Raw genomic sequence first — 18,885 nt, 5'->3', positions numbered from 1 at the left:
GGGCCTCAGCGCGAGACGGGGTTGCGGCCGCCCCGGTTGTTACCGCCATCGTTGCCGCTGGCGGAAATGATGGCCGCTCCCGCGGCTAGAGCGGCGAACCCGAGGATCGCCGGAAGCACCCAGGAGGCGGCGCCGGCCGCAGCGGCCCCCGTGGCCGCTGTCGTGGCGGCCTGGGCCGCCTGCGCGCCGGGAAGCGGGGTGAAGGGACACGGTGACGCCTTGCGCTCCCGGGCCACCGCCGGCTGGGCCAGGGCGAAGCGCACCGGCGTCTCAGGTTCCGGCACCACCCGCGGGCCCAGCTCGAACTGCACCGTGGTGATGGTTCCGGGCGGGCGTGGTGTCTGCGGTTGGATCGCCATGAAGGTGCGCTCCTCGGAGAGGAACACCTGGGTCGAGGGGAAGGGAATGCGCTCCACCTCGCGCCCTGGCTCGCCCGGGCCGATCAGTCCGTCCGCCGGTGCAGGCGCCTCCCTCAGCACGACCACGCCGGTCGCGCCTGCGGGCAGGGGGCGGCGGAAGCTGATCTCCAGCTCATCGCCAGGTGAGAGCAGCCAGGTGAGGTTGGTGGGCAGGGGAGCTGCCGCCGCCGGTGAAGCTGGTCCTCCGGGGCCGGCGGCCGGAGCTGCCGTCGGGGCCTGTGCTTGGGCCTGTACCTGAGCCTGAGCCTCGCTCAGCAGCCGGGTCACATCGGGCAGAGGTTTCACCCCCTCGGCGTCGATGCGCACCAGATTCACGCTGGGGCCTGGGTAGGCCCGCACAGGCAGGGTGTGGGTGGAGAAGGCGGCCGCCGTGGCCAGGGCCAGGGGAAGGGCGATGCGCATGCGGAGAACCAGCCCTGGAACGTGGGCGGAATCTAGGGGGATCTGCCAGTGGCGGGTGTCCGCTCAGAACGACATCGAGAAGCGTCCGTAGAGGCGCGGTTCGCAGGGATCGCTGGTGCAGAGCTCCTCGATGCCGCTGGGCACGTTGCCGAGGAAATCGGTGAGGTAGAAGCTCATCGTGAAGGGCACCTCCGGTATCGGTCGCACCGAAACGCCGGCGCCGATGCCGAAGCCGAACCACTCCAGGCCCACCGCCACCTGCGGGCCCATCTGCAGGCTGAGGGAACCGATCGGGCCCCAGTAGCAGTCGGTGCCGTCGGGGAAGCTGCGGCTGCTGATGTTGTTGCCGCTGAGGCAGTCGGTGGCGCCCAGCACGCCGTTGTTGCCGTAGCCGAAGAAGTCGGAGCCGATGCCGGCGGTGGCCACCACCAGCCAGGGGTCGGAGCGCTGCTGGAGGGGAATCGCCTGCGAGACCACCAGATAGAAGTTGCGGCCCAGATCGGTGTTCTCGTCGAGCTGGAGCACGTGCTCGCCGCCGAAGGCCAGGCCGGTGGTGGGGCCGAGGTTGATGGCGGTGCGGAAGCCGAGGCTCTGGGCGGCGAACTGGCCGGTGCCCTGGTTGCGGCCGGAGAGGCTCTGCACGGTCCACTGGAAGCCGAGGCTGCCGTTCTCCCAGCGGAAGGGGATCAGGTCGATGTAGGCCTCGGCGTCGGCGCAGTCCTTCCAGTCGCCGCCCCTGGGCACCTCGCAGCTGCGGGTGCGGCTGGTGGCCGTGATCGCCGTGCTCACGGTGTACTCGGGGTCGGCGGCGAAGGCATTGGGCACCTGCAGGCCGGTGTCGGGGTAGGCCTCGCCGTTCACGGTGATGCCGCGGGCAAGGTTGCGGATCACCGGCAGGGCGGGCGGCGTGGGCTCGGGCAGCTCCGCAGGGTCGGGTGGGCCGCTGGCACCCACCATCTCCGGGGTGATCACCTGGTCGGCCGGCACCTCCTGCCAGCGCAGGGCGCGGCGCTCGCCCAGCGGTTGCCACTGCAGCTCGCCGCCGGACGTCGGCGAAGGAGCGGAGCCGGCCGGCAGCTGCTGCCAGCGCAGTGGATCGCCCGATGGGGCCGGCAGCGTGGCCTGTGCCCGGGCCGGGGGGGCCGGCAGCTGGGGGCTGAGAACAGCCAGCAGGGCCAGGGGTGCCAGGGCTCTGGTGGGCACCGCTAGGGGCAACGCCGGGGCGGCTGAAGGCCCCCAACGTTATCCGCGCTGACCAGGCGGCGTGGGGCCAACCGCTACCACCGCAGCGCTGGATGCGTGGGAGCATGGCGCCACCGTTTCGGGTTGTGCCCCTGACCGCGCCTTCGATGCCCCGCCCCCGCCAGCCGCGGCATCACCGCTGGATCCCCGTCCCATTGGCTCTGGCGCTGAGCGCGCCCCTCTGGTGTACCGCGCTGGCCCCGGCCCGGGCCCAGCTGCAGATCATCGAGCCCCCGGTCAGTCCCGCGGCAGGCCCCCCGGCCACCCCCGGCGCACCCCGACCGGCCTCCCCCGCCGCGCCCCGCCCGGCGTCGATTCCGGTGTCTGCACCGGCTCCGATGCCTGCACAGGAGCCCATGCTCCAGGACGACGTGTACATCCTCGGGGCAGGCGACGGGCTCAACCTGCGCTTCCTGGCGGTGCCGGAGTTCTCCGGTCCGGTGGACATCCTCAACGACGGCACCGTGTCGTTGCCGCTGCTGGGCAACGTGATGCTGGCCGGCCTCACCCTCTCCCAGGCCAGCCAGTGGCTGGAGACCCTCTACCGGGCCCAGCTGCAGCGCCCCAATCTGCAGCTGAGCGTGGTGCGGCCGCGGCCGCTGCGGGTGGCTGTGGTGGGGGAGGTGGAGCGGCCCGGTCTCTACACCCTCACCACCGCCGAGGCCTCGCGTACGGAGGCGGCGGTTGCAATCAGCGGGCCGCCCACCCTGGTGGACGCGATCCAGAAGGCCGGCGGACTCACCTCCACCGCCAACCTGCGCCGGGTGTGGGTGCAGCGGCGGCTGCCGGGCAGCGACCGCCGCTTCAAGCAGGCCCAGGTGGACCTGCTGGCGCTGGTGCGGCTGGGAGACCAGTTCCAGAACCCGCTTCTGTTCGACGGCGACACGATCCGCATCGAGCGGGTGGAGGAGTCGGCCGAGCTGAGCGCCGAGCTGGCCTCCAGCACCCTCTCACCCACCGCCATCACCGTGAACGTGATCGGCGAGGTGAAGGCGCCCGGGCGGCTGCAGGTGCCGGCCAACACGCCGCTGATGCAGGCCATCCTGGCGGCCGGCGGCCCCGACACCTGGCGCGCCAAGACCTCGAAGGTGGAGGTGGTGCGCATCTTCCGCAACGGCAGCGCCCAGCGGCGCACCTATGCGTACGATCCCGGCCAGGACGTGTCGATGGAGAAGAACCCGCCGCTGGTGGAGGGTGACACGGTGATCGTGAACCGCAGCCGCTACGCGGTGAGCGCCGACGCCATCGGCGCCGTGAGTCAGCCCCTCACCGGCCTGGTGAACGTGCTCACCCTCTTCCGTCTGCTCGACGACTGACCTGCTCGACGACTCAAGCCCTGCCCTGATGACCAAGACAGCCCTGATCACCGGCATCACCGGGCAGGACGGCAGCTATCTGGCCGAACTGCTGCTGGAGAAGGGCTACGTGGTGCACGGCATCAAGCGCCGGGCCAGCAGCTTCAACACCACCCGCATCGATCACCTCTACCAGGACCCGCACGAGCGGGGCCCGGGCGGCGAGCTGCCGCACTTCCAGCTGCATTACGGCGACCTCACGGACAGCACCAACCTGATCCGCATCGTCCAGCAGGTGCAGCCCGACGAGATCTACAACCTCGGCGCCCAGAGCCACGTGGCGGTGAGCTTCGAGAGTCCGGAGTACACCGCCAACAGCGACGCCCTGGGCACGCTGCGGATTCTGGAAGCTGTGCGCATCCTCGGGCTCACCGAGAGGACTCGCATCTACCAGGCCAGCACCAGTGAGCTCTACGGGCTGGTGCAGGAGATCCCCCAGACGGAGAGCACGCCCTTCTACCCGCGCAGCCCCTACGGCGTGGCCAAGCTCTATGCCTACTGGATCACGGTGAACTACCGCGAGGCCTACGGCATGTATGCCTGCAACGGCATCCTGTTCAACCATGAATCGCCGCGGCGGGGCGAGACGTTCGTGACCCGCAAGATCACCCGGGGCCTGGCCCGCATCGACGCCGGCCTGGACGACTGCCTGTTCATGGGCAACCTCGATTCCCGGCGCGACTGGGGCCACGCCCGGGATTACGTGGAGATGCAGTGGCGGATGCTGCAGCAGGATCACCCCGAAGACTTCGTGATCGCCACCGGCCGGCAGGAGAGCGTGCGCCGCTTCATCGAGCTGGCGGCGGGCGAGCTGGGCTGGGCTGGGACCGGCGGGGAGGGGCCGGCGATCGTGTGGCAGGGCGAGGGGGTGCACGAGGTGGGCCACCGCGCCGACACCGGCGAGGCGGTGGTGCGCATCGACCCGCGCTACTTCCGCCCCGCCGAGGTGGACACGCTGCTGGGCGATCCCACCAAGGCCCACTTGAAGCTGGGCTGGACGCCCACCACCACCCTCGAGGAGCTGGTGGCGGAAATGGTGGCCCACGACAAGGAGGAGGCGCGCAAGGAGGCGCTGCTGCGCCTCAAGGGCTTCAAGGTGGTGGGCAGCCGTGAGTGAGCTGCCGCGCCCCCGGCCCCTGATCCGCCCGTCCGACCGCATCGTCGTGGCGGGCCACCGCGGCATGGCCGGCAGCGCCATCTGCCGGGCATTGCGGCGCGCCGGCTACGGCGATCCCGCCCGTGGAGGTGAGCTGCTCACCGCCACCAGCGCCGAACTCGACCTGCGCGACGCCGTGGCGGTGGAGGGCTGGTTTGCCCAGCACCGGCCGGATGTGGTGGTGCTGGCGGCGGCGAAGGTGGGCGGCATTCATGCCAATGCCGCCTATCCGGCCGATTTCCTGCTCGACAACCTCAAGATCGAGACCCATGTGATCGAGAACGCCTGGCGCCACGGGGCGCGGCGGCTGCTGTTCCTGGGCAGCAGCTGCATCTACCCCAAGTTCGCGGCCCAGCCGATCCGCGAGGAGGCACTGCTCACCGGCGCCCTGGAACCCACGAACGAGTGGTACGCGATCGCCAAGATCGCCGGCATCAAGCTGGGCGAGGCGCTGCGCCGCCAGCACGGCTTCGATGCCATCAGCCTGATGCCCACCAACCTCTACGGGCCGGGCGACAACTACCACCCCACCCACAGCCACGTGCTGCCGGCGCTGATCCGCCGCTTCCACGAGGCCGCCGGGCGCGGCGACGCGCGGGTGACCTGCTGGGGCAGCGGCACGCCGCTGCGGGAGTTCCTGCATGTGGACGATCTGGGCGAGGCCTGCGTGTTCGCCCTGGAGCACTGGGATCCCGACGCCCCCGATGCCCCCCGCAGTGCTGGTGGCGAACCCCTGAGCTTCCTCAACGTGGGTACGGGCGTGGACCTCAGCATCCGCGAGCTGGCCGAGGCGGTGGCGGCGGCCACGGGCTTCGCCGGCACGATCGCCTGGGACACCAGCAAGCCCGACGGCACCCCGAAGAAACAGCTGGACGTGAGCCGCCTGGCGGCCCTGGGCTGGCGGGCGCGCATCCCCCTGGCCGAGGGACTGGCCGCCACCGTGGCCGATTTCCGCGCGCGGCTGGCGGCCGGCCAGCTGCGGGCGGTGTGATCAGGTTCGGGGCCTGTTGGTGAGGCCGGCAATCGAGGCGGATGAAATTCAATCGAACACGTGGCCGTGGGTGTAGCGCTCCTCGTGGCCGGCGGCTTCGGTGAGGGAGGCCACGTTCTCGCGGGTGAAGAAGCCGTCGTAGCCCTTGCAGCGCTGCACGTATTCGGTGATCAGCAGGGAGTGGTCTGAGCTCTTGGAGAAGATCTGCTTGAGGTTGGGCTGATCGGTGCATTCGCCCACGATGTCGGCGAGGAAGGGAATGCCGGCCTCCTGCAGTTTGCGCACCACATAGTCCACGTTCTGCTCGCCGTCCACTTCGCCGTCGGCCACCTCGATGGCGAGGTGGTGCATGCGCCGGCCGAAGTTGCGCACGAATTCCTCGGTGGGCATCGGCAGGTTCACCAGGGAATTGAGATACGACGGCGTGTTGTTGGCGGTGAACACGCGGGCCGGCGAGAGTTTGTCGTCTGTGACGCTGGGGTTGCGGGTGACGTTGGTGGAGGAATTCATCTCGTGGATGTTGTACGCCCCCCAGAAGTAGTAGGGCACCATGGTGAGGTATTCCAGGATCGCGTCCTCCCGCTCTCCCGCCAGTACACGGGTGGCCATGTGATCGAGACCCAGAATCTTGTCCTCCAGGCCCAGGGCTGCGTGTCGTTCGGCCGCCTCGAGAATGGGGCGTTCGGTGTCGTCGTCGAGCAGCACGCGATCGCCCAGGTCGAGGGGAGCGAGCGAATCGAGCGGCAGGTCGACGTAGCCGACGCGGTTGTAGGTGTGATCGGAGAGGAAGCTGAAGATCAGATGGTCATGGGCGTAGTGCGCATGGGCATAGAAGGGATTGGCGGTGTCTCCGGGATAGAGGAAACGGATGTTCTGGGCCTCCAGGATGTCGCGCACGGAGCGGGCTGAGGTGGTGTGGAACACTTCGCCCACGTAGCGGGCGTTGGGCCGCCGCGCCGAGAGGGGATACATCGCGTTCCAGCGGGTTGTTTCGTCCTCGAAATCGGGATTGAGGGGCTCGATCACGATCAGCCGCGGCCAGGCCGGGTCGGCGGCCAGCAGGTGGATGCGGTGGGTGCGCATCAACCAGCATTCGCGGAAGCGGTAGCGGGTCATCAGCGCCAGTTCGGCCATGTAGGCCACGGCGTGGCCGTGATCCACCTGGATCACCACCGCGGCCATCGACCCCACCAGCTCGTCGATGCCGCTCTGCCGCCGCCGCTCGTAGACGCGGGGCAGAAACTCCTCGAAGAAGGCGGTGTTGCGCTTGTCTCCCTTCGGCTTGTAGGTCGCCAGATCGAGCTGCGAATCCAAGGCGGAACGGGGGGATGGGTGCAGGTTGGTTAGCACAGCCTGCTGCAGCCCGCCCACACTGCCGCTCGCACACCGTTCCGCCGACGGGCTCCACCCGGCCCTGCATCATTCGCCTCGCCGCTCCAGCAGGGAGCAGGGCAGGAAGCTGGCGGTGCTGCCGAACTTCTCCCCGTGTTCGAGAACCGGCACCTGGCGCGGTTCTCGTGCAGGATCAACGGCACGTTGCCGAAGGGGATTTCGTCGCGATCGAGACGGGGGCTCGGTGGGGAATGGTCCAGGACTCGGAGAGGCCATCCCTCCATGCGCTGTGCGGGCACGGTTGAGGTGTTGCGGGCCGCTATTCCGCGTTGCGAGCACGACAGCGACGCGGAAACGGTGCGCTCGGTGATGGACGCGCTGCAGGAGCGGGCCCGGCGGCACGGCCGCAGCATGGAGAAGGAGGTGCGGCTGATCCAGTGCCGGGCGGTGGAGAGGGGGGAGCCGCCGCCGCAGCGGCCGATGGGCCTGGGCAGCCGCATGGCCGCCCTGTTCGCCGATGCCGCACCAGCCGGACCCGGCGGTGGTGCCCTGCTGGCCACGGGCCACAGCCAGCGCCCCAGCGCTCCCGTCAGCCCGGCAACTCCTGCTTGAATCGGCAGGGCCTGAGACGCTCGAGCCCCGCTCGCGTCCGCCCCACCGCCTGCTGCACCGGTGTGCCCGCCACCGGTGCAGCAGGCGGCCGATCATGGAGCGTCGTGCCCCTGCTGCAGCGCGCTGATGCCCAGGCCCAAGGCGACCTTCCGGGTGGACTGGGTGCTGCGCGGGGAGCTGGCGCTGGGGCCGGCGCCGCGGCGGCCGGCGCACCTGCAGCGCCTGGAGGCGGAGGGGATCCGGGCGGTGCTGAGCCTCTGCGCCGACAGCGAGTGGGCGGTTCCCACCGGCCTGGAGGAGCGGTTCCTGCGCGCCCGGCTGGTGCTGCCGGAGCACCGCAGCGGCCGCGACCCGAGCCGTGCCGAACTGGAGGCCGCCCTGGCCGAGCTGGAGCGGCTGCGGCGGGAGGGCGGCGGGCCGGTGTTCGTGCACTGCGTGGCGGCGATCGAGCGCTCGCCGCTGGTGTGCATGGCCTGGCTGATGCGCCGGCAGGGCCTCAGCCGCCTCGAGGCGCTCGACTATCTGATGCAGGTGCATCCGGCCACCAGTCCGCTGCCGGGGCAGCTGCGGGCGCTGGAGTGACACCATGGGCCTCCTCGCGATCACCGCTAAAGTAAGGATTCCTTTCTGGGCCAATGTCCCCAGGGCTGATTTCCATGGTTCTGGCCAAGCGCACCAGCAAGAACCAGCTCACCTTGCCCAAGGCGGTGGTGGAGCAGGTGGGGGCAGCTGACTACTACGACGTGGTGTGCGACAACGGCCGGATCGTGCTGACCCCGATCCATCCCGGTGGGGCCGTGGCCGTGCGTGCGCGGCTGGCTGAGCTGGGGATCAGCGAAACGGACGTGGCCGACGCCGTGAACTGGGCGCGCCATCGGTGAGGCGTGCCCCAGTGCGGGCTGTGCTCGACACCAACGTGCTGGTGTCGGCCCTGCTGTTTGACAAGGGCCGGCTTAGCTGGCTGCGTCCTTGCTGGCAAACGGGTCGGATCACGCCGGTACTGGCTCAGCCCACGGCCATGGAGCTGCTGCGGGTGTTGGCCTATCCGAAGTTCCGGCTGGAGCCGATCGACCGCGATCGTTTACTGGAGGATCTGCTGCCCTGGAGCGAGAGCTGGAGTGCTCCGATACCCAGCAGCACGCAGCGCGTGCGCGACCCCCACGATCAGGTCTTCCTGGACCTGGCCCTGGCAGCGGCAACACCTGTGCTGGTGAGTGGCGATGCCGACCTGCTGGCCCTGAAGGAGTCGGTCGTCCCCCTGCAGATCGTGAATCCCGCCGACTTCCAGATCTGGCTTGGCGCCAGCCTCTGAGCCGCCAGCCTCTCCGGGCTCCCCACCCTTGAGGGCGGCGCGATCCACGCCGCTGTTGACGGATGACCGCACCCCAGACCTGGTTTCAGTGCTGAAATCTGCTGGTTGCTGAGCCAGCCGGCCCTCGCCGCGTGCCGGGCCGTGCCGCTACGACGCCACGTCTGATGCAGCCCAACCTCCGGCCCCGGCGAGCTCCTCTACCCATGCCGCAATCGATTTCCCTCCCCCAGCTCGCCCGCAGCCTGGCCACCACGCTCGGCATCCAGTGGAGCCAGGAACCGGCCTCGCGGCTGATCCGGCGCACGGCGCTGGAGCAGTGGAAGCTGCTGGCGCTGGCCACGGCCAGCAACCTGGGCCGGGCGGCTCTGGAGGGGGCGAGCCTGGCCACGGTGTTTCTGGCGGTGGATCTGCTCAGCGACCCCACCCCCGGGGCGATGACCTGGGAAACCAAGCCGCTGATCTCCCGCCTGCCGGCGCTGGTGAGCTGGCTGGAGGCACTGGAGCCCACGCGGCTGTTTGTGGGGCTGATCCTGCTGGCGGTGGCCCTGAAGCTGGGCCAGGCGCTGCTGCAGTTTCTCAACACCGTGAGCGTGGGCTGGTTCACGGCGCGCTGCAATCGCCGCATCCGTGGCCTGATCCACCGCAGCATCACCGCCCTGAGCTTCGCCTGCGCCAGCGGCTACCGGGTGGGCGACCTCACCGAGCTGGCGGGCAGTGCACCGGAAACGGTGCGGCTGGAGATTGAGGCCAGCAATGCCCTGGTGATCCAGGTGCTGATGGGCCTCACCTATCTGCTGGTGCTGATCGGCCTGTCGCCCTGGCTGCTGCTGGCCGCCGCCCTGATCGCGCTGGTGGTGTTGCTGCTGCAGAAGCAGCTGCTGCCGCGCATCCGTCGCACCGCCAACCGGCTCACGGCGGCCAGCGTGGCGATCAGCAGCCGACTCACCGAAACCATCCAGGGGTTGCGGCTGCTGCACAGCCTGGGCTGGCTGGAGGCGGCCGATGCCGATTTCCACGAGCAGCTGGGGGAGCAGGAGGCGGCGCAGCGGCGCCAGGCCCTGCTGCTGGCGGTGCTCGATCCGATCAGCGGCCTGCTGCCGCTGCTGGCCATCGCCACCATCGCCGTGGTGAGCGTGCTGGCCTTCGGCACCCGCGCTTCTGGGGTGCTGCCCAGCCTGGTGGTGTTCGTGCTGGCGCTGCAGCGGCTGAACATGGCCCTCAGCGGCATCGCCAGCGCCTACTCGATGCTCAGCACCAATGCGGCGAATCTGGAGCGGCTGAACGGCTTCCTGCGGCCCGAGGGCAAGGAGCTGCGCCGGCGGGGCGGCGTGGCGTTCGCCGGGCTGCGCGACGGCATCCTCCTGGAGGGGGTGGGCTTGCGCTATGGGGCCGACCGGCCCTGGGTGCTGCGCGGCATTGATCTGGAGATCCCGCGGGGCCGCACGGTGGCGCTGGTGGGAGCCAGCGGGGCGGGCAAGAGTTCGATCGCCGATCTGCTGGTGGGCCTCTACGAGCCCACGGAGGGTCGGCTCTTGATCGATGGGGTGGATCTGCAGGCGCTGGATCTGGCGAGCTGGCAGCGCCGGCTGGGCGTGGTGAGTCAGGACACGTTTCTGTTGAATGCCACCCTGGCGGAGAACATCGGCTTCGGATGCCTGGGGGCAAACCGCAAGGCGATCGCGGCGGCGACGACGCGCGCTCAGGCGGCCGGCTTCATCGCGAGCCTGCCCGATGGCTACGACACGCTGGTGGGCGAGCGGGGCTACCGGCTGAGCGGTGGCCAGCGCCAGCGGATCTCACTGGCGCGCGCGTTTCTGCGCGATCCGGAACTGCTGATCCTCGATGAGGCCACCAGCGCTCTGGATTCGGCGAGCGAGCGGCTGGTGCAGGAGGCAATCGAGGCATTCGAGCGGCAGCACACGGTGCTCGTGATCGCCCACCGGCTGAGCACGATCGTCAATGCTGATCTGATCGTGGTGGTGGATGGCGGGCGAATTGTGGAGCGGGGTAGCCATTCACAGCTGTTGGAAAGCTCTGATGGCTTCTATCGAGAACTTTGGCTCAGACAAAGCAGGGCAAGGAGCGTGTGTGTGGAGCTACCTCAACGGGCCATGGACTGAGCAGATCAGGCAGAACTTTTGAACGACCAATGAAAATATCGATCATTACACCATCGCTCAATGCTAAGCCGTGGATTCGAGCATGTGTTGAGAGTGTCGCCATGCAGAATGTGCCAGATTTAGAGCATATTGTGATTGATGGCGGATCATCAGATGGCACTTTAGATGAACTAAGCAAGCTTGCACTAGAATACCCACACCTTAGTTGGCAGTCATCCAAAGATAAAGGACAATCTGATGCAATGAATCTTGGATTCTCGGATTCAACTGGATTAATCATAGGCTTCTTGAATTCTGATGACTTTCTGGCCGATAGGGCGCTGCCATCAGTTTTGGAAACATTTGAGTCAAATCCTGATGTAGACATCGTCGTCGGCAATCTAGCAATAGTTAATGGAGAAGATGAGATACTTCTTCAATCGTCAGTCAGAATGATTGATCTGTTGTTTTGTCAGTCATTCAAGTGGCCGCTTAATCCATCGTGCTATTTCTATAAGCGACAGGTCCAGGAGGCTTTGGGGCCTTTCCCCATTGATGAGCACTTTGTGATGGACTACTGGTTCCTCCTACGTCCGTATAGAGATTTTCGAAGAATTAGAATTGACAGGTTACTTGGCTATTTTAGATGCCATGATCACAACAAATCGCGCGTTGATAGAAGTATACGAGATAGGCTTGAGTCCAGAAGAAGAGAGTTTCTTTTGGAGCGAGAATCGCTGCGATGGCTGCTCTTGTGGCGTCTTCTTAGTACGGCTTCTGCTGCAAAAGCGGCGACATTGAGATTGTTATACTACTGCAAAGAGTCGTTGGCAAGTATGTCATCTTAGGCGCGCCGGAAAGTTGTCTTCTTGTGCATTTTACTGTGTGATAATCTTTGCTTAAGATGAGCGGAGTAAAGTTGCCCGGCATGAAGAATCTCGCGTTGATGTATGTTCGACGCTTCGTGCTCCAAATTTTGTTTCAGCTGTCGCCGCAGAGGGCTCACTTCTATGTAAGATATGCAGTGCTGGAAAGGAATATTCAGATCGATGGAACTCTCTTTGTGCTACATAATGCCGGGCTTTTCTCTTGTTTTATGACCACAATGTGGGGGGTAATTGAAGCCACTTACCACGGTCACGCAGTGCAGCAGATTGATTCGCGTCTTGGGATTCAGGCTTTCACAAATTCTTCTAATCAATCGATCTGGAATATCCTCTTCAATGCTCCACCGAAATCAGCCAAGTCCAAGCTTGATCCACTGCCGATCAACATCAATCCATTCTACCACCATGGCACTTATGTTGACATTGTACAAAGACATCTTGGGATCGACTGGATGCGATGGTATTTTACAACGTATATGTCTCCTTCGGAAAGGGTTCTCGAGAGATCACGGTTCTTTGCTGATAAATACTCAATTAGACATGGAGATTCAGCTGCAGTCCTTATCAGAGGAACGGATAAACACACCGAAGTCACTCCAGTTGGCCTCAGTGCTTACTTTGCGATTGTTGATCATCTCTTCGCTGCTGGTGACATTCAGAAAATAATCATCCAAACAGACCAGCGCCAGTATCGCGATGCTTTTATTGCACAGTATGGAGTAAGATGTGAATACCTCTCAGAGTTGCCAGTAACCAAAGGTTCGATTGTCATGCATGATACTGTTGGGATAATTAGCGATCGCGAGAGCTTTGCTGTAGATTTATACGCCATGTGCCTGGCTCTGTCGGAATCCAAGGTTGTAATTACTTGCACAAGTAATGTTGGATTCTTTCTTTCTGCTCATGCGCTAATCCGAGGCTCCAGGGTTATTCAGCTACCCTGAGTTAGTAGTGTTGGTCGTGGAGGTAATAGCTGTCTTGATGCAGTTATTCGTGCCGGTGTCCATGCCTCATTGCGGCTTTATTCAGTGCGAGACCCTTTATCATTGACAATCTTGCTGTAATCTGATGATTGTAAGTGGACTCAAAAACCGAATTAAAGCCGCTGCCAGGGCTTATGGGTATGAGATTCTTCCAAGGTCAGAGCTTTCTCGGCTTAAGGCTGCAGCCGCTGACATTCCGCCTCCTCTAAGACTTTGGCAGGTTTTGTCTCAGCGGCAACGAGAAGCCGTTGGTGGGTTTATGGCGTTTTCCAAGGCTCAACTAGCTCAAGATCTTTTTGTGTTAAGTGAGCTAATTGACAAGCAAGGATGTTCCTACTTTGTTGAATTTGGGGCGACGAATGGCATCTCGTTAAGTAATACCTGGCTGCTCGAAACGATCCTTGGCTGGAAGGGCATTCTTGCGGAACCCGCCCGTATCTGGCATGAGCGACTCCAGTTGAATCGAACTTGCTCGATTGACCTGCGCTGTGTTTCTGATCAGACTGGAAAGGAGATTGACTTTCTCGAGGTGGACTCGCCTGAACTCAGTGCTATTGCTCAATATGCAGACTCAGGCGACTGGGCATCGCAGATTCGTTTGTCCCGGTCTACTACCTACGCAGTTGAAACGGTGAGCTTGAATGATTTGCTTGACTTCCATGAAGCGCCTCCGGAGATTGGCTACTTGTCGGTCGACACGGAAGGCTCTGAGTATGCGATTTTGTCGAGTCTTGATTATGGCAAACGGATTATTCGCGTGATTACCGTCGAGCATAACTACTGCGAACCGGCACGCACAAAAATTTATGATCTTCTCGTGTCGCACGGATATGCGCGAAAACATGAAGAGCTCTCCCGATGGGATGACTGGTATGTCTTGTCATAGGCTATTTGCTCATGCCTGTGGATTGATGGGCGGCGTTTGAAGGTGCGGATAGCATTGTGCTTCTCGGGCCAGGTGAGGTCATTGCGCCACACCCTGCCTTCTCTTCATAAGCATATTCTTAGGCCTCTAAGACACCAGGATTTATTTTTCTTTGGCCATTTTCCAGCTGGTCTTGGTTCGCAAGCTGCATTCCTGCTGCCCTTCCACGACTTCATTCATGAACGTTCGGAGCCTGATCTGACGGATTTTTTTTCGCAGGCTCCAGTTGGTCATGATGTGGAATCACGGGCCTGGACAACCACAGATCCTCTCCTTGGCTATCTCCGCCAGCTCCGCAGTATTCATCAGGTCGATCAGCTGCAGCGCACCTGGGCAGCTCAACAGGGCATCACTTTCGACTGGGTGTTGCGCCTGCGCTTCGACAATCTCTATGTGGTTCCGATCGAGCCGCTGGAGCAACTCCGGCGTGATGTGCTCTATGTACCCGCCCACGACAGCTGGGGAGGGCTCAATGACCGCTTCGCCATCGCCTCCCCCGATCTGATGGCGATCTATGCCAACCGATTCAATGTGATCGCTGAGTATCTTCGTGAGGGCCTTCTGATCCACCCCGAAACTCTGCTTGCCGAGCACCTCGCGAGGCACCATGTTTCCACTGGGCACACCCGTGTGGTGCATCATCTCTATCGGCATGGCCATCTCTGGAAGGCCTGCTTCAAACCCGGAGAGGGCGACGATCCGAGCTATGCCCCCCCCCAGCCCGGCATGCGTTGGCGATTCCAGATCAAGATGCGCATAGGTGAAGCCGCCTATCAGCGGCTTGCATTGCTCTGGTGGCGCTTGGGCATCTGATGCTGCCGCAGATGATCCTGGTGAAATCAAGCCGTGGTGCTGGCCTTGGTGATGCGCTGCGCGTTGTGCTGGCCGCTATCGCGTATGGAGCTGCAACCAAGCGTAGAATCCTGGTGGATTGGAGCGATGGGTCGTTCGGTCCTGTTGGAAGCAACATGTTTCCGGAGCTCTTCCAGCTCCAGGACGGACTCGCTGCAGGCGAATTGCCCGTTGATTTCTGGAATAGGAGGGATGCACACCCGCCGGTCTGGAGCGGACGGCTTGGTGATCCAGTCCATCAACTCTATCTTGAGCAGGGATGGAGCCACTGGGAGAGAGCCCGCACGAAGGCGTTGCTCTCGGCTGATCTTGACCAGGATGCCTATCCCCAGGATGTGATCGTGCTCACAGACTTCACTGGCCTGCCTTCCCATCTCGCTACCGACCCCTTGAGCGGGCCTTTCCACACCATCCTCCAGCCTTCCCCCGGAATCGCTATGGAGGTGAGCCGCTTTGCCGCCGAACACTTCCAGCCACGCATGATCGGCGTGCACCTGCGAGACACAATGGAGCCCGGAGCAGCGGAGAAGGCCCGACGGGATAGCGCTGTGCTTCGTGTGATCCGCCACCTGCGACGGCGATGGCCGGATTCGACGGTTTTTCTGGCCACAGACAATCGCGACACTGAGGCACGGATCCGTGATTGCGTGCCGCGTCTGGTGGTGCGGCAGAAGTTGCTGCCTGCACCTGGCCTGCCGGTGCATCTCAGCGACTTTGGCCCCAGTGCCGCCGAGAAGACGCGTGATGCGGTAATTGATCTGCTGCTGCTGGCGTGCTGCGATGCGTTGGTTCATCCCTCCAACTCCTCATTCAGTGTGGCGGCCTCGATGCTCTCCTCGGCCCCTGCCGATCTTCGCTTTGCGCTTCCTCCAGACCCACTCCCATGGCCGCAGCGCCTGGGGCGTCGTGCGCTTGGCATGCTGCAACCGTGGCGATGAGGGCATCAACCGAGGTGACGCACGATCAACGGACGATCGTTTTCCTGTGCCATCGCCCGCTGAAGTCTCAGATTCGTTTCTACGAGCAGTTTGTCGATCTGGGTTACAGGGTTGATGTTGTCGTTGATGACCCCAACTGGGATGTCACGTCTTCTTCCGACTTGCGGATCGTTAATCTCCTAGATCAACGTTGCCACGATGCTGGTTTTCATCACTTCAATCCAGCTGTGCGCAAAGGTCTCTATTGCAGCGCCTGGGATAAGGCGCTGTTTCATCTCACTCACAGCGCTTCTCCTTTCCGCCACTGCTGGCTGATTGAGGACGATGTGTTTCTGGCTGATCCTGGGGCGCTCCTGAAGCTTGATCGGGCCTATCCCGATGCCGATCTGCTCGTTGGATCCGCTCGCACGGTTCACCATCCTTCTGAAGCAGCAAGCGGGGAGGATGGATGGCCCTGGTTTCATTGCGTTCCGGTGCGCCAGCTACCGTTGCCCTGGGCCCATGGCATGGTGTGTGCAGCACGCATCAGCCAGCGGTTGATCGCCGCCGTGGCTGCATTCGTGGACCAGCACTCGGCCACACTGGAGCGGCGTAACGCCGCTCGGCGACGAGCAGCCGCTATGGCGGCCAGGTTGCGGCTTCCGCAGAGCTGGGTCAATCGAATCGGCCGAGAACGATTCCCCTTCATCGAGTTCATCTTTCACACCCTGGCCCTGCACCATGGCTACCCCGTGGCCGTTGCCGACGAGCTCAGCGGGATCCTGTGGCGTCGCGACTGGTGTTTGGAGGAGATGCGCCCCGATCACCTCTATCACCCGGTGAAAGCCATCGCAGACCACCCCTGGATTCGTGAGCAGCTGCTTCTCCAACATCCAGAGCGTTGACGCCTCGCCGTGTGCTTTTCCTGGCGCCCTCGGCCTATTGCCTCGGTGGAGTGCAGGTGTGGCTCAACGATCTGGTGGCTGCTCTTCAGGCTGAGCCGCGTTGGCATGTGAAGGTTGCGCTCCCCTCCGGTGCCTGGCATCGCCTGGATTGCTACCTCAAGGCCTACCCCCGCCTTCCTGCGGTTCCGCTCGAGAATCCCACCGGCAGTGCCGAGGGGCGAAGGCGCTCCATCACAGCCTTGCTGCTCCGGGAGCGTCCCGATCTGGTGGTGGGGGTGAACATCGCCGATCTCTATGCCGCGGTGCGGCGGGCTCGATCACGCGGATTCAACGGCCGGGTGGTTCTGAGCCTCCATGCTCTGGCCGGTGATCTGATCGCTGATGCGGCAGCCGAAGCGGATCTGCTCGATGGGATGATCGCCACCAACAGGCTGAGCTGCCGCCTGCTTGAGCGATGCACGGCAATGCCGGCAGCCCGTGTGTTGTATGCCCCCTATGGCGTGGCCTGCCCCTCGCCCGTGCGTGCCGGTGCTGCGGCTGTTCTGCGCACACAAGCTCCGCTGCGCATCGCTTGGCTGGGCCGTCTTGAGGCAGCTCAGAAGCGCGTCACCGACCTACCCGGCATCCTGAGGCAGCTGGAGGCGGCCGGGGTTGCCTTCCATCTCACCGTGGCCGGTGATGGGCCTGAGCGTGACGACCTGATCCAGGCTCTTGCGCCATGGCTGGAAGCCGGGCTTGTGTCGATGCCAGGTGCGCTGTCCGGCCTCCAGTTACTGCATGAGGTCTACGCCACTCACCAGGTGTTGCTGATCACCTCCAGCTGGGAAACCGGGCCGATCGTGGCCTGGGAGGCGATGGCGGCTGGGTTGGCCGTGGTGAGCAGTGCCTACCTGGGCTCCGGCCTTGAGGGAGCTCTGGAGGATGGACGCAACGCCTTGCTGTTTCCGGTGGGGGATGTGGCGGCTGCCGCGGGGGCTCTGAAGCGCGTCGTGGATCCCGACCTTCGCGGCCGACTGGTGAGCGAAGGCAGCCGGCTGGTGCAGGAGCGCTATTCCGCTGAGGTATCGCATCGTGCCTGGTGCGAGGCGTTCGAGCAGGTGCTGGCTCTGCCTGCCAGGAGCTCAGCGCATCCTGAACCCCCACTGCCTCCCTCCGGCCGCCTGGAGCGCCTGGTCGGCCCCGGATGGGCCGAGACGCTGCGGCGGTGCCTGGGTCGCGGCTTTCGCCACACCTCTCCTGGCGGGGAGTGGCCCCACACCGCCCATGGAGATGCAGACGAGCAGGAGTTGTTAAAGCTGGCGGCGGAGCTGGATCGCGATGCGTGAATGGCTGGGCGTGTGGATCAAGGACCGCTGGCGCTACGAGCGGGCTCTACTCAGTTCAGACCACCGCTATCTCGCGCTGGCCAACCGTCGCGAACGGTTGGATCCGGCTCCTGACGGCATCGGCTTTGTCTGCGTCTGGGAGTTCACCTCCCGCTTGCATGCACCCACCATCCAGCCGCGGCTGGGCCAGAGACTCCTGCGGCGTTGTCTGAACGACGCGCCCATCCGTCTCATCCATCTGCCCCCGCAGCCCACCGATCAACCCCAGATCAGTGTGCTGATCGGCCATCGCGGCCTTGAGCGCCTGCCGTTGCTGCTGGCGACCCTTGAGTCGCTTGCTGCCCAGACCGATGTGGCCTTCGAGTGCGTGGTGATTGAGCAGGATGAGCAGCCCCGGATCGCCCAGTTGCTGCCGGGCTGGGTGCGCTACATGCACACGAAGCCGCCTCGCCCAGGCGCACCCTATAACCGCTCCAGGGCCTTCAATGCCGGAGCACTTCAGGCAAGAGCTCCGGTGTTGCTTCTGCACGACAACGACATGCTGGTGCCATGTGGGTATCTGAGGAGGATTCTTGAGAAGGTGGCGCTCGGTTACCAGGCTGTGAATCCGAAGCGTTATGTCTTCTATCTCTGCGAACGCCACACCGTTGCTGTGCTGGAGAAGTCAGCCGCGCTGGACGCCTGGCCCGCGGAGAGTATCGTCCAGAACCTCGAAGCGGGTGGCAGCGTCGCCATCACGCGCCAGGCCTATTGGGAGATTGGTGGGATGGATGAAGACTTCGAGGGATGGGGTGGCGAAGACAATGAGTTCTGGGACCGCTGCCAGATTCTCCAATGCTGGATCTGGGGCTATGAGCCGCTCGTGCATCTCTGGCATTGCCATCAGCCGCTTAAACATGCCGCCTGCAACCCTAATCTGGAACGATCCAGGCAGCGCTTAGCCGAGGAACGGGTTCGCCGCGTTGATCGACTAAAATGTAATCGGAGCTGATTGTCTCCATGCACTCACTTGTAGTGTGTAGAAGGAAATTGTCGCTGGCGCGGAGGTTGGCGATTCGCCTGACATTGGCAAGACAGGCTTGGCGCTTTGCACTCTGGAATACTCCAAGATGCAATGGCTACGTACTGTGCCGACCCCGTGGTGGGTTTTCAGATTGCTGCGCACAGATTG

At 64.0% G+C, this 18,885-nt stretch carries 19 protein-coding genes; 16 read left to right on the top strand and 3 right to left on the bottom strand.

Going from position 1 to position 18,885, the window contains the following annotated elements; all coding sequences use genetic code 11:
- Positions 1–5: 5 nt before the first annotated feature.
- Together KBY90_RS08570 and KBY90_RS08565 are read right to left on the bottom strand one after the other, a co-directional pair.
- The gene (locus KBY90_RS08570) at positions 6–821 is read right to left on the bottom strand and encodes a hypothetical protein (RefSeq protein ID WP_254968143.1); all 816 of its coding nucleotides are present in this window, start codon (positions 819–821) and stop codon (positions 6–8) included.
- A gap of 63 nt (positions 822–884) precedes the next feature.
- On the bottom strand, positions 885–2,024 hold the full coding sequence (locus KBY90_RS08565) for a hypothetical protein (protein ID WP_254968142.1): 1,140 nt from the start codon (positions 2,022–2,024) through the stop codon (positions 885–887).
- 395 nt (positions 2,025–2,419) lie between these two features.
- Between KBY90_RS08565 and KBY90_RS08560 the strand changes: the two genes are divergently transcribed.
- From KBY90_RS08560 to KBY90_RS08550, 3 genes are read left to right on the top strand one after another with little or no spacing between them, the layout of a single operon-like run.
- Positions 2,420–3,379, top strand: coding sequence for an SLBB domain-containing protein (locus KBY90_RS08560; protein WP_254968141.1), 960 nt, complete (start codon positions 2,420–2,422; stop codon positions 3,377–3,379).
- Positions 3,380–3,407: 28 nt separating this feature from the next.
- A complete protein-coding gene (gmd, locus tag KBY90_RS08555) occupies positions 3,408–4,535 on the top strand; it encodes a GDP-mannose 4,6-dehydratase (RefSeq protein WP_254968140.1) in 1,128 nt (375 codons plus the stop codon).
- Positions 4,528–5,565, top strand: coding sequence for a GDP-L-fucose synthase (locus KBY90_RS08550; RefSeq protein WP_315858718.1), 1,038 nt, complete (start codon positions 4,528–4,530; stop codon positions 5,563–5,565). The genes gmd and KBY90_RS08550 overlap by 8 nt, the downstream gene beginning before the upstream one ends.
- 48 nt (positions 5,566–5,613) lie before the next feature.
- Here KBY90_RS08550 and KBY90_RS08545 read toward each other — a convergent pair whose 3' ends face one another.
- Positions 5,614–6,879 carry a hypothetical protein gene (locus KBY90_RS08545; RefSeq protein WP_254968139.1) on the bottom strand — a complete coding sequence of 422 codons (1,266 nt, stop codon included), beginning with the start codon at positions 6,877–6,879 and terminating at the stop codon, positions 5,614–5,616.
- 324 nt (positions 6,880–7,203) lie between these two features.
- On the opposite strand from KBY90_RS08545, the gene KBY90_RS08540 reads away from it, so the two are divergent.
- The 13 genes from KBY90_RS08540 (at position 7,204) to KBY90_RS08480 (ending at position 18,705) form a co-directional block, all read left to right on the top strand.
- Positions 7,204–7,509 carry a FitA-like ribbon-helix-helix domain-containing protein gene (locus KBY90_RS08540; RefSeq protein WP_254968138.1) on the top strand — a complete coding sequence of 102 codons (306 nt, stop codon included), beginning with the start codon at positions 7,204–7,206 and terminating at the stop codon, positions 7,507–7,509.
- Between the two features lie 126 nt (positions 7,510–7,635).
- Positions 7,636–8,091, top strand: coding sequence for a dual specificity protein phosphatase family protein (locus KBY90_RS08535; protein ID WP_254968137.1), 456 nt, complete (start codon positions 7,636–7,638; stop codon positions 8,089–8,091).
- A gap of 74 nt (positions 8,092–8,165) precedes the next feature.
- A complete protein-coding gene (locus KBY90_RS08530) occupies positions 8,166–8,390 on the top strand; it encodes an AbrB/MazE/SpoVT family DNA-binding domain-containing protein (RefSeq protein WP_254968136.1) in 225 nt (74 codons plus the stop codon).
- Entirely contained in the window at positions 8,387–8,821 is a 435-nt protein-coding gene (locus KBY90_RS08525; RefSeq protein ID WP_254968135.1) for a putative toxin-antitoxin system toxin component, PIN family, read from the top strand. The genes KBY90_RS08530 and KBY90_RS08525 overlap by 4 nt, the downstream gene beginning before the upstream one ends.
- 203 nt (positions 8,822–9,024) lie before the next feature.
- The gene (locus KBY90_RS08520) at positions 9,025–10,941 is read left to right on the top strand and encodes an ABC transporter ATP-binding protein (RefSeq protein ID WP_254968134.1); all 1,917 of its coding nucleotides are present in this window, start codon (positions 9,025–9,027) and stop codon (positions 10,939–10,941) included.
- A 29-nt stretch (positions 10,942–10,970) separates the two neighbouring features.
- On the top strand, positions 10,971–11,768 hold the full coding sequence (locus tag KBY90_RS08515; protein ID WP_254968133.1) for a glycosyltransferase family 2 protein: 798 nt from the start codon (positions 10,971–10,973) through the stop codon (positions 11,766–11,768).
- An 80-nt stretch (positions 11,769–11,848) separates the two neighbouring features.
- Positions 11,849–12,751 carry a hypothetical protein gene (locus KBY90_RS08510; protein ID WP_254968132.1) on the top strand — a complete coding sequence of 301 codons (903 nt, stop codon included), beginning with the start codon at positions 11,849–11,851 and terminating at the stop codon, positions 12,749–12,751.
- 124 nt (positions 12,752–12,875) lie between these two features.
- Entirely contained in the window at positions 12,876–13,676 is an 801-nt protein-coding gene (locus tag KBY90_RS08505) for an FkbM family methyltransferase (RefSeq protein ID WP_254968131.1), read from the top strand.
- Positions 13,677–13,757: 81 nt separating this feature from the next.
- Positions 13,758–14,528 carry a hypothetical protein gene (locus KBY90_RS08500; RefSeq protein WP_254968130.1) on the top strand — a complete coding sequence of 257 codons (771 nt, stop codon included), beginning with the start codon at positions 13,758–13,760 and terminating at the stop codon, positions 14,526–14,528.
- Entirely contained in the window at positions 14,528–15,505 is a 978-nt protein-coding gene (locus tag KBY90_RS08495; RefSeq protein ID WP_254968129.1) for a nodulation protein NodZ, read from the top strand. The genes KBY90_RS08500 and KBY90_RS08495 overlap by 1 nt, the downstream gene beginning before the upstream one ends.
- Before the next feature lie 14 nt (positions 15,506–15,519).
- Positions 15,520–16,389: a hypothetical protein gene (locus tag KBY90_RS08490; RefSeq protein WP_254968128.1), complete on the top strand. Its 870-nt coding sequence runs from the start codon at positions 15,520–15,522 to the stop codon at positions 16,387–16,389.
- Between the two features lie 107 nt (positions 16,390–16,496).
- Complete coding sequence (locus tag KBY90_RS08485; protein WP_254968127.1) at positions 16,497–17,714, top strand: glycosyltransferase family 4 protein; 1,218 nt, start codon at positions 16,497–16,499, stop codon at positions 17,712–17,714.
- The gene (locus tag KBY90_RS08480) at positions 17,707–18,705 is read left to right on the top strand and encodes a glycosyltransferase family 2 protein (protein WP_254968126.1); all 999 of its coding nucleotides are present in this window, start codon (positions 17,707–17,709) and stop codon (positions 18,703–18,705) included. The genes KBY90_RS08485 and KBY90_RS08480 overlap by 8 nt, the downstream gene beginning before the upstream one ends.
- Positions 18,706–18,885 lie beyond the last annotated feature (180 nt).

Origin of the sequence: Cyanobium sp. CH-040 (assembly GCF_024346135.1) — a bacterium.
Classification (GTDB): domain Bacteria; phylum Cyanobacteriota; class Cyanobacteriia; order PCC-6307; family Cyanobiaceae; genus NIES-981.
Note: the sequence above shows the minus strand (reverse complement) of the source record. Positions and strands in the feature narration are given on the sequence as shown.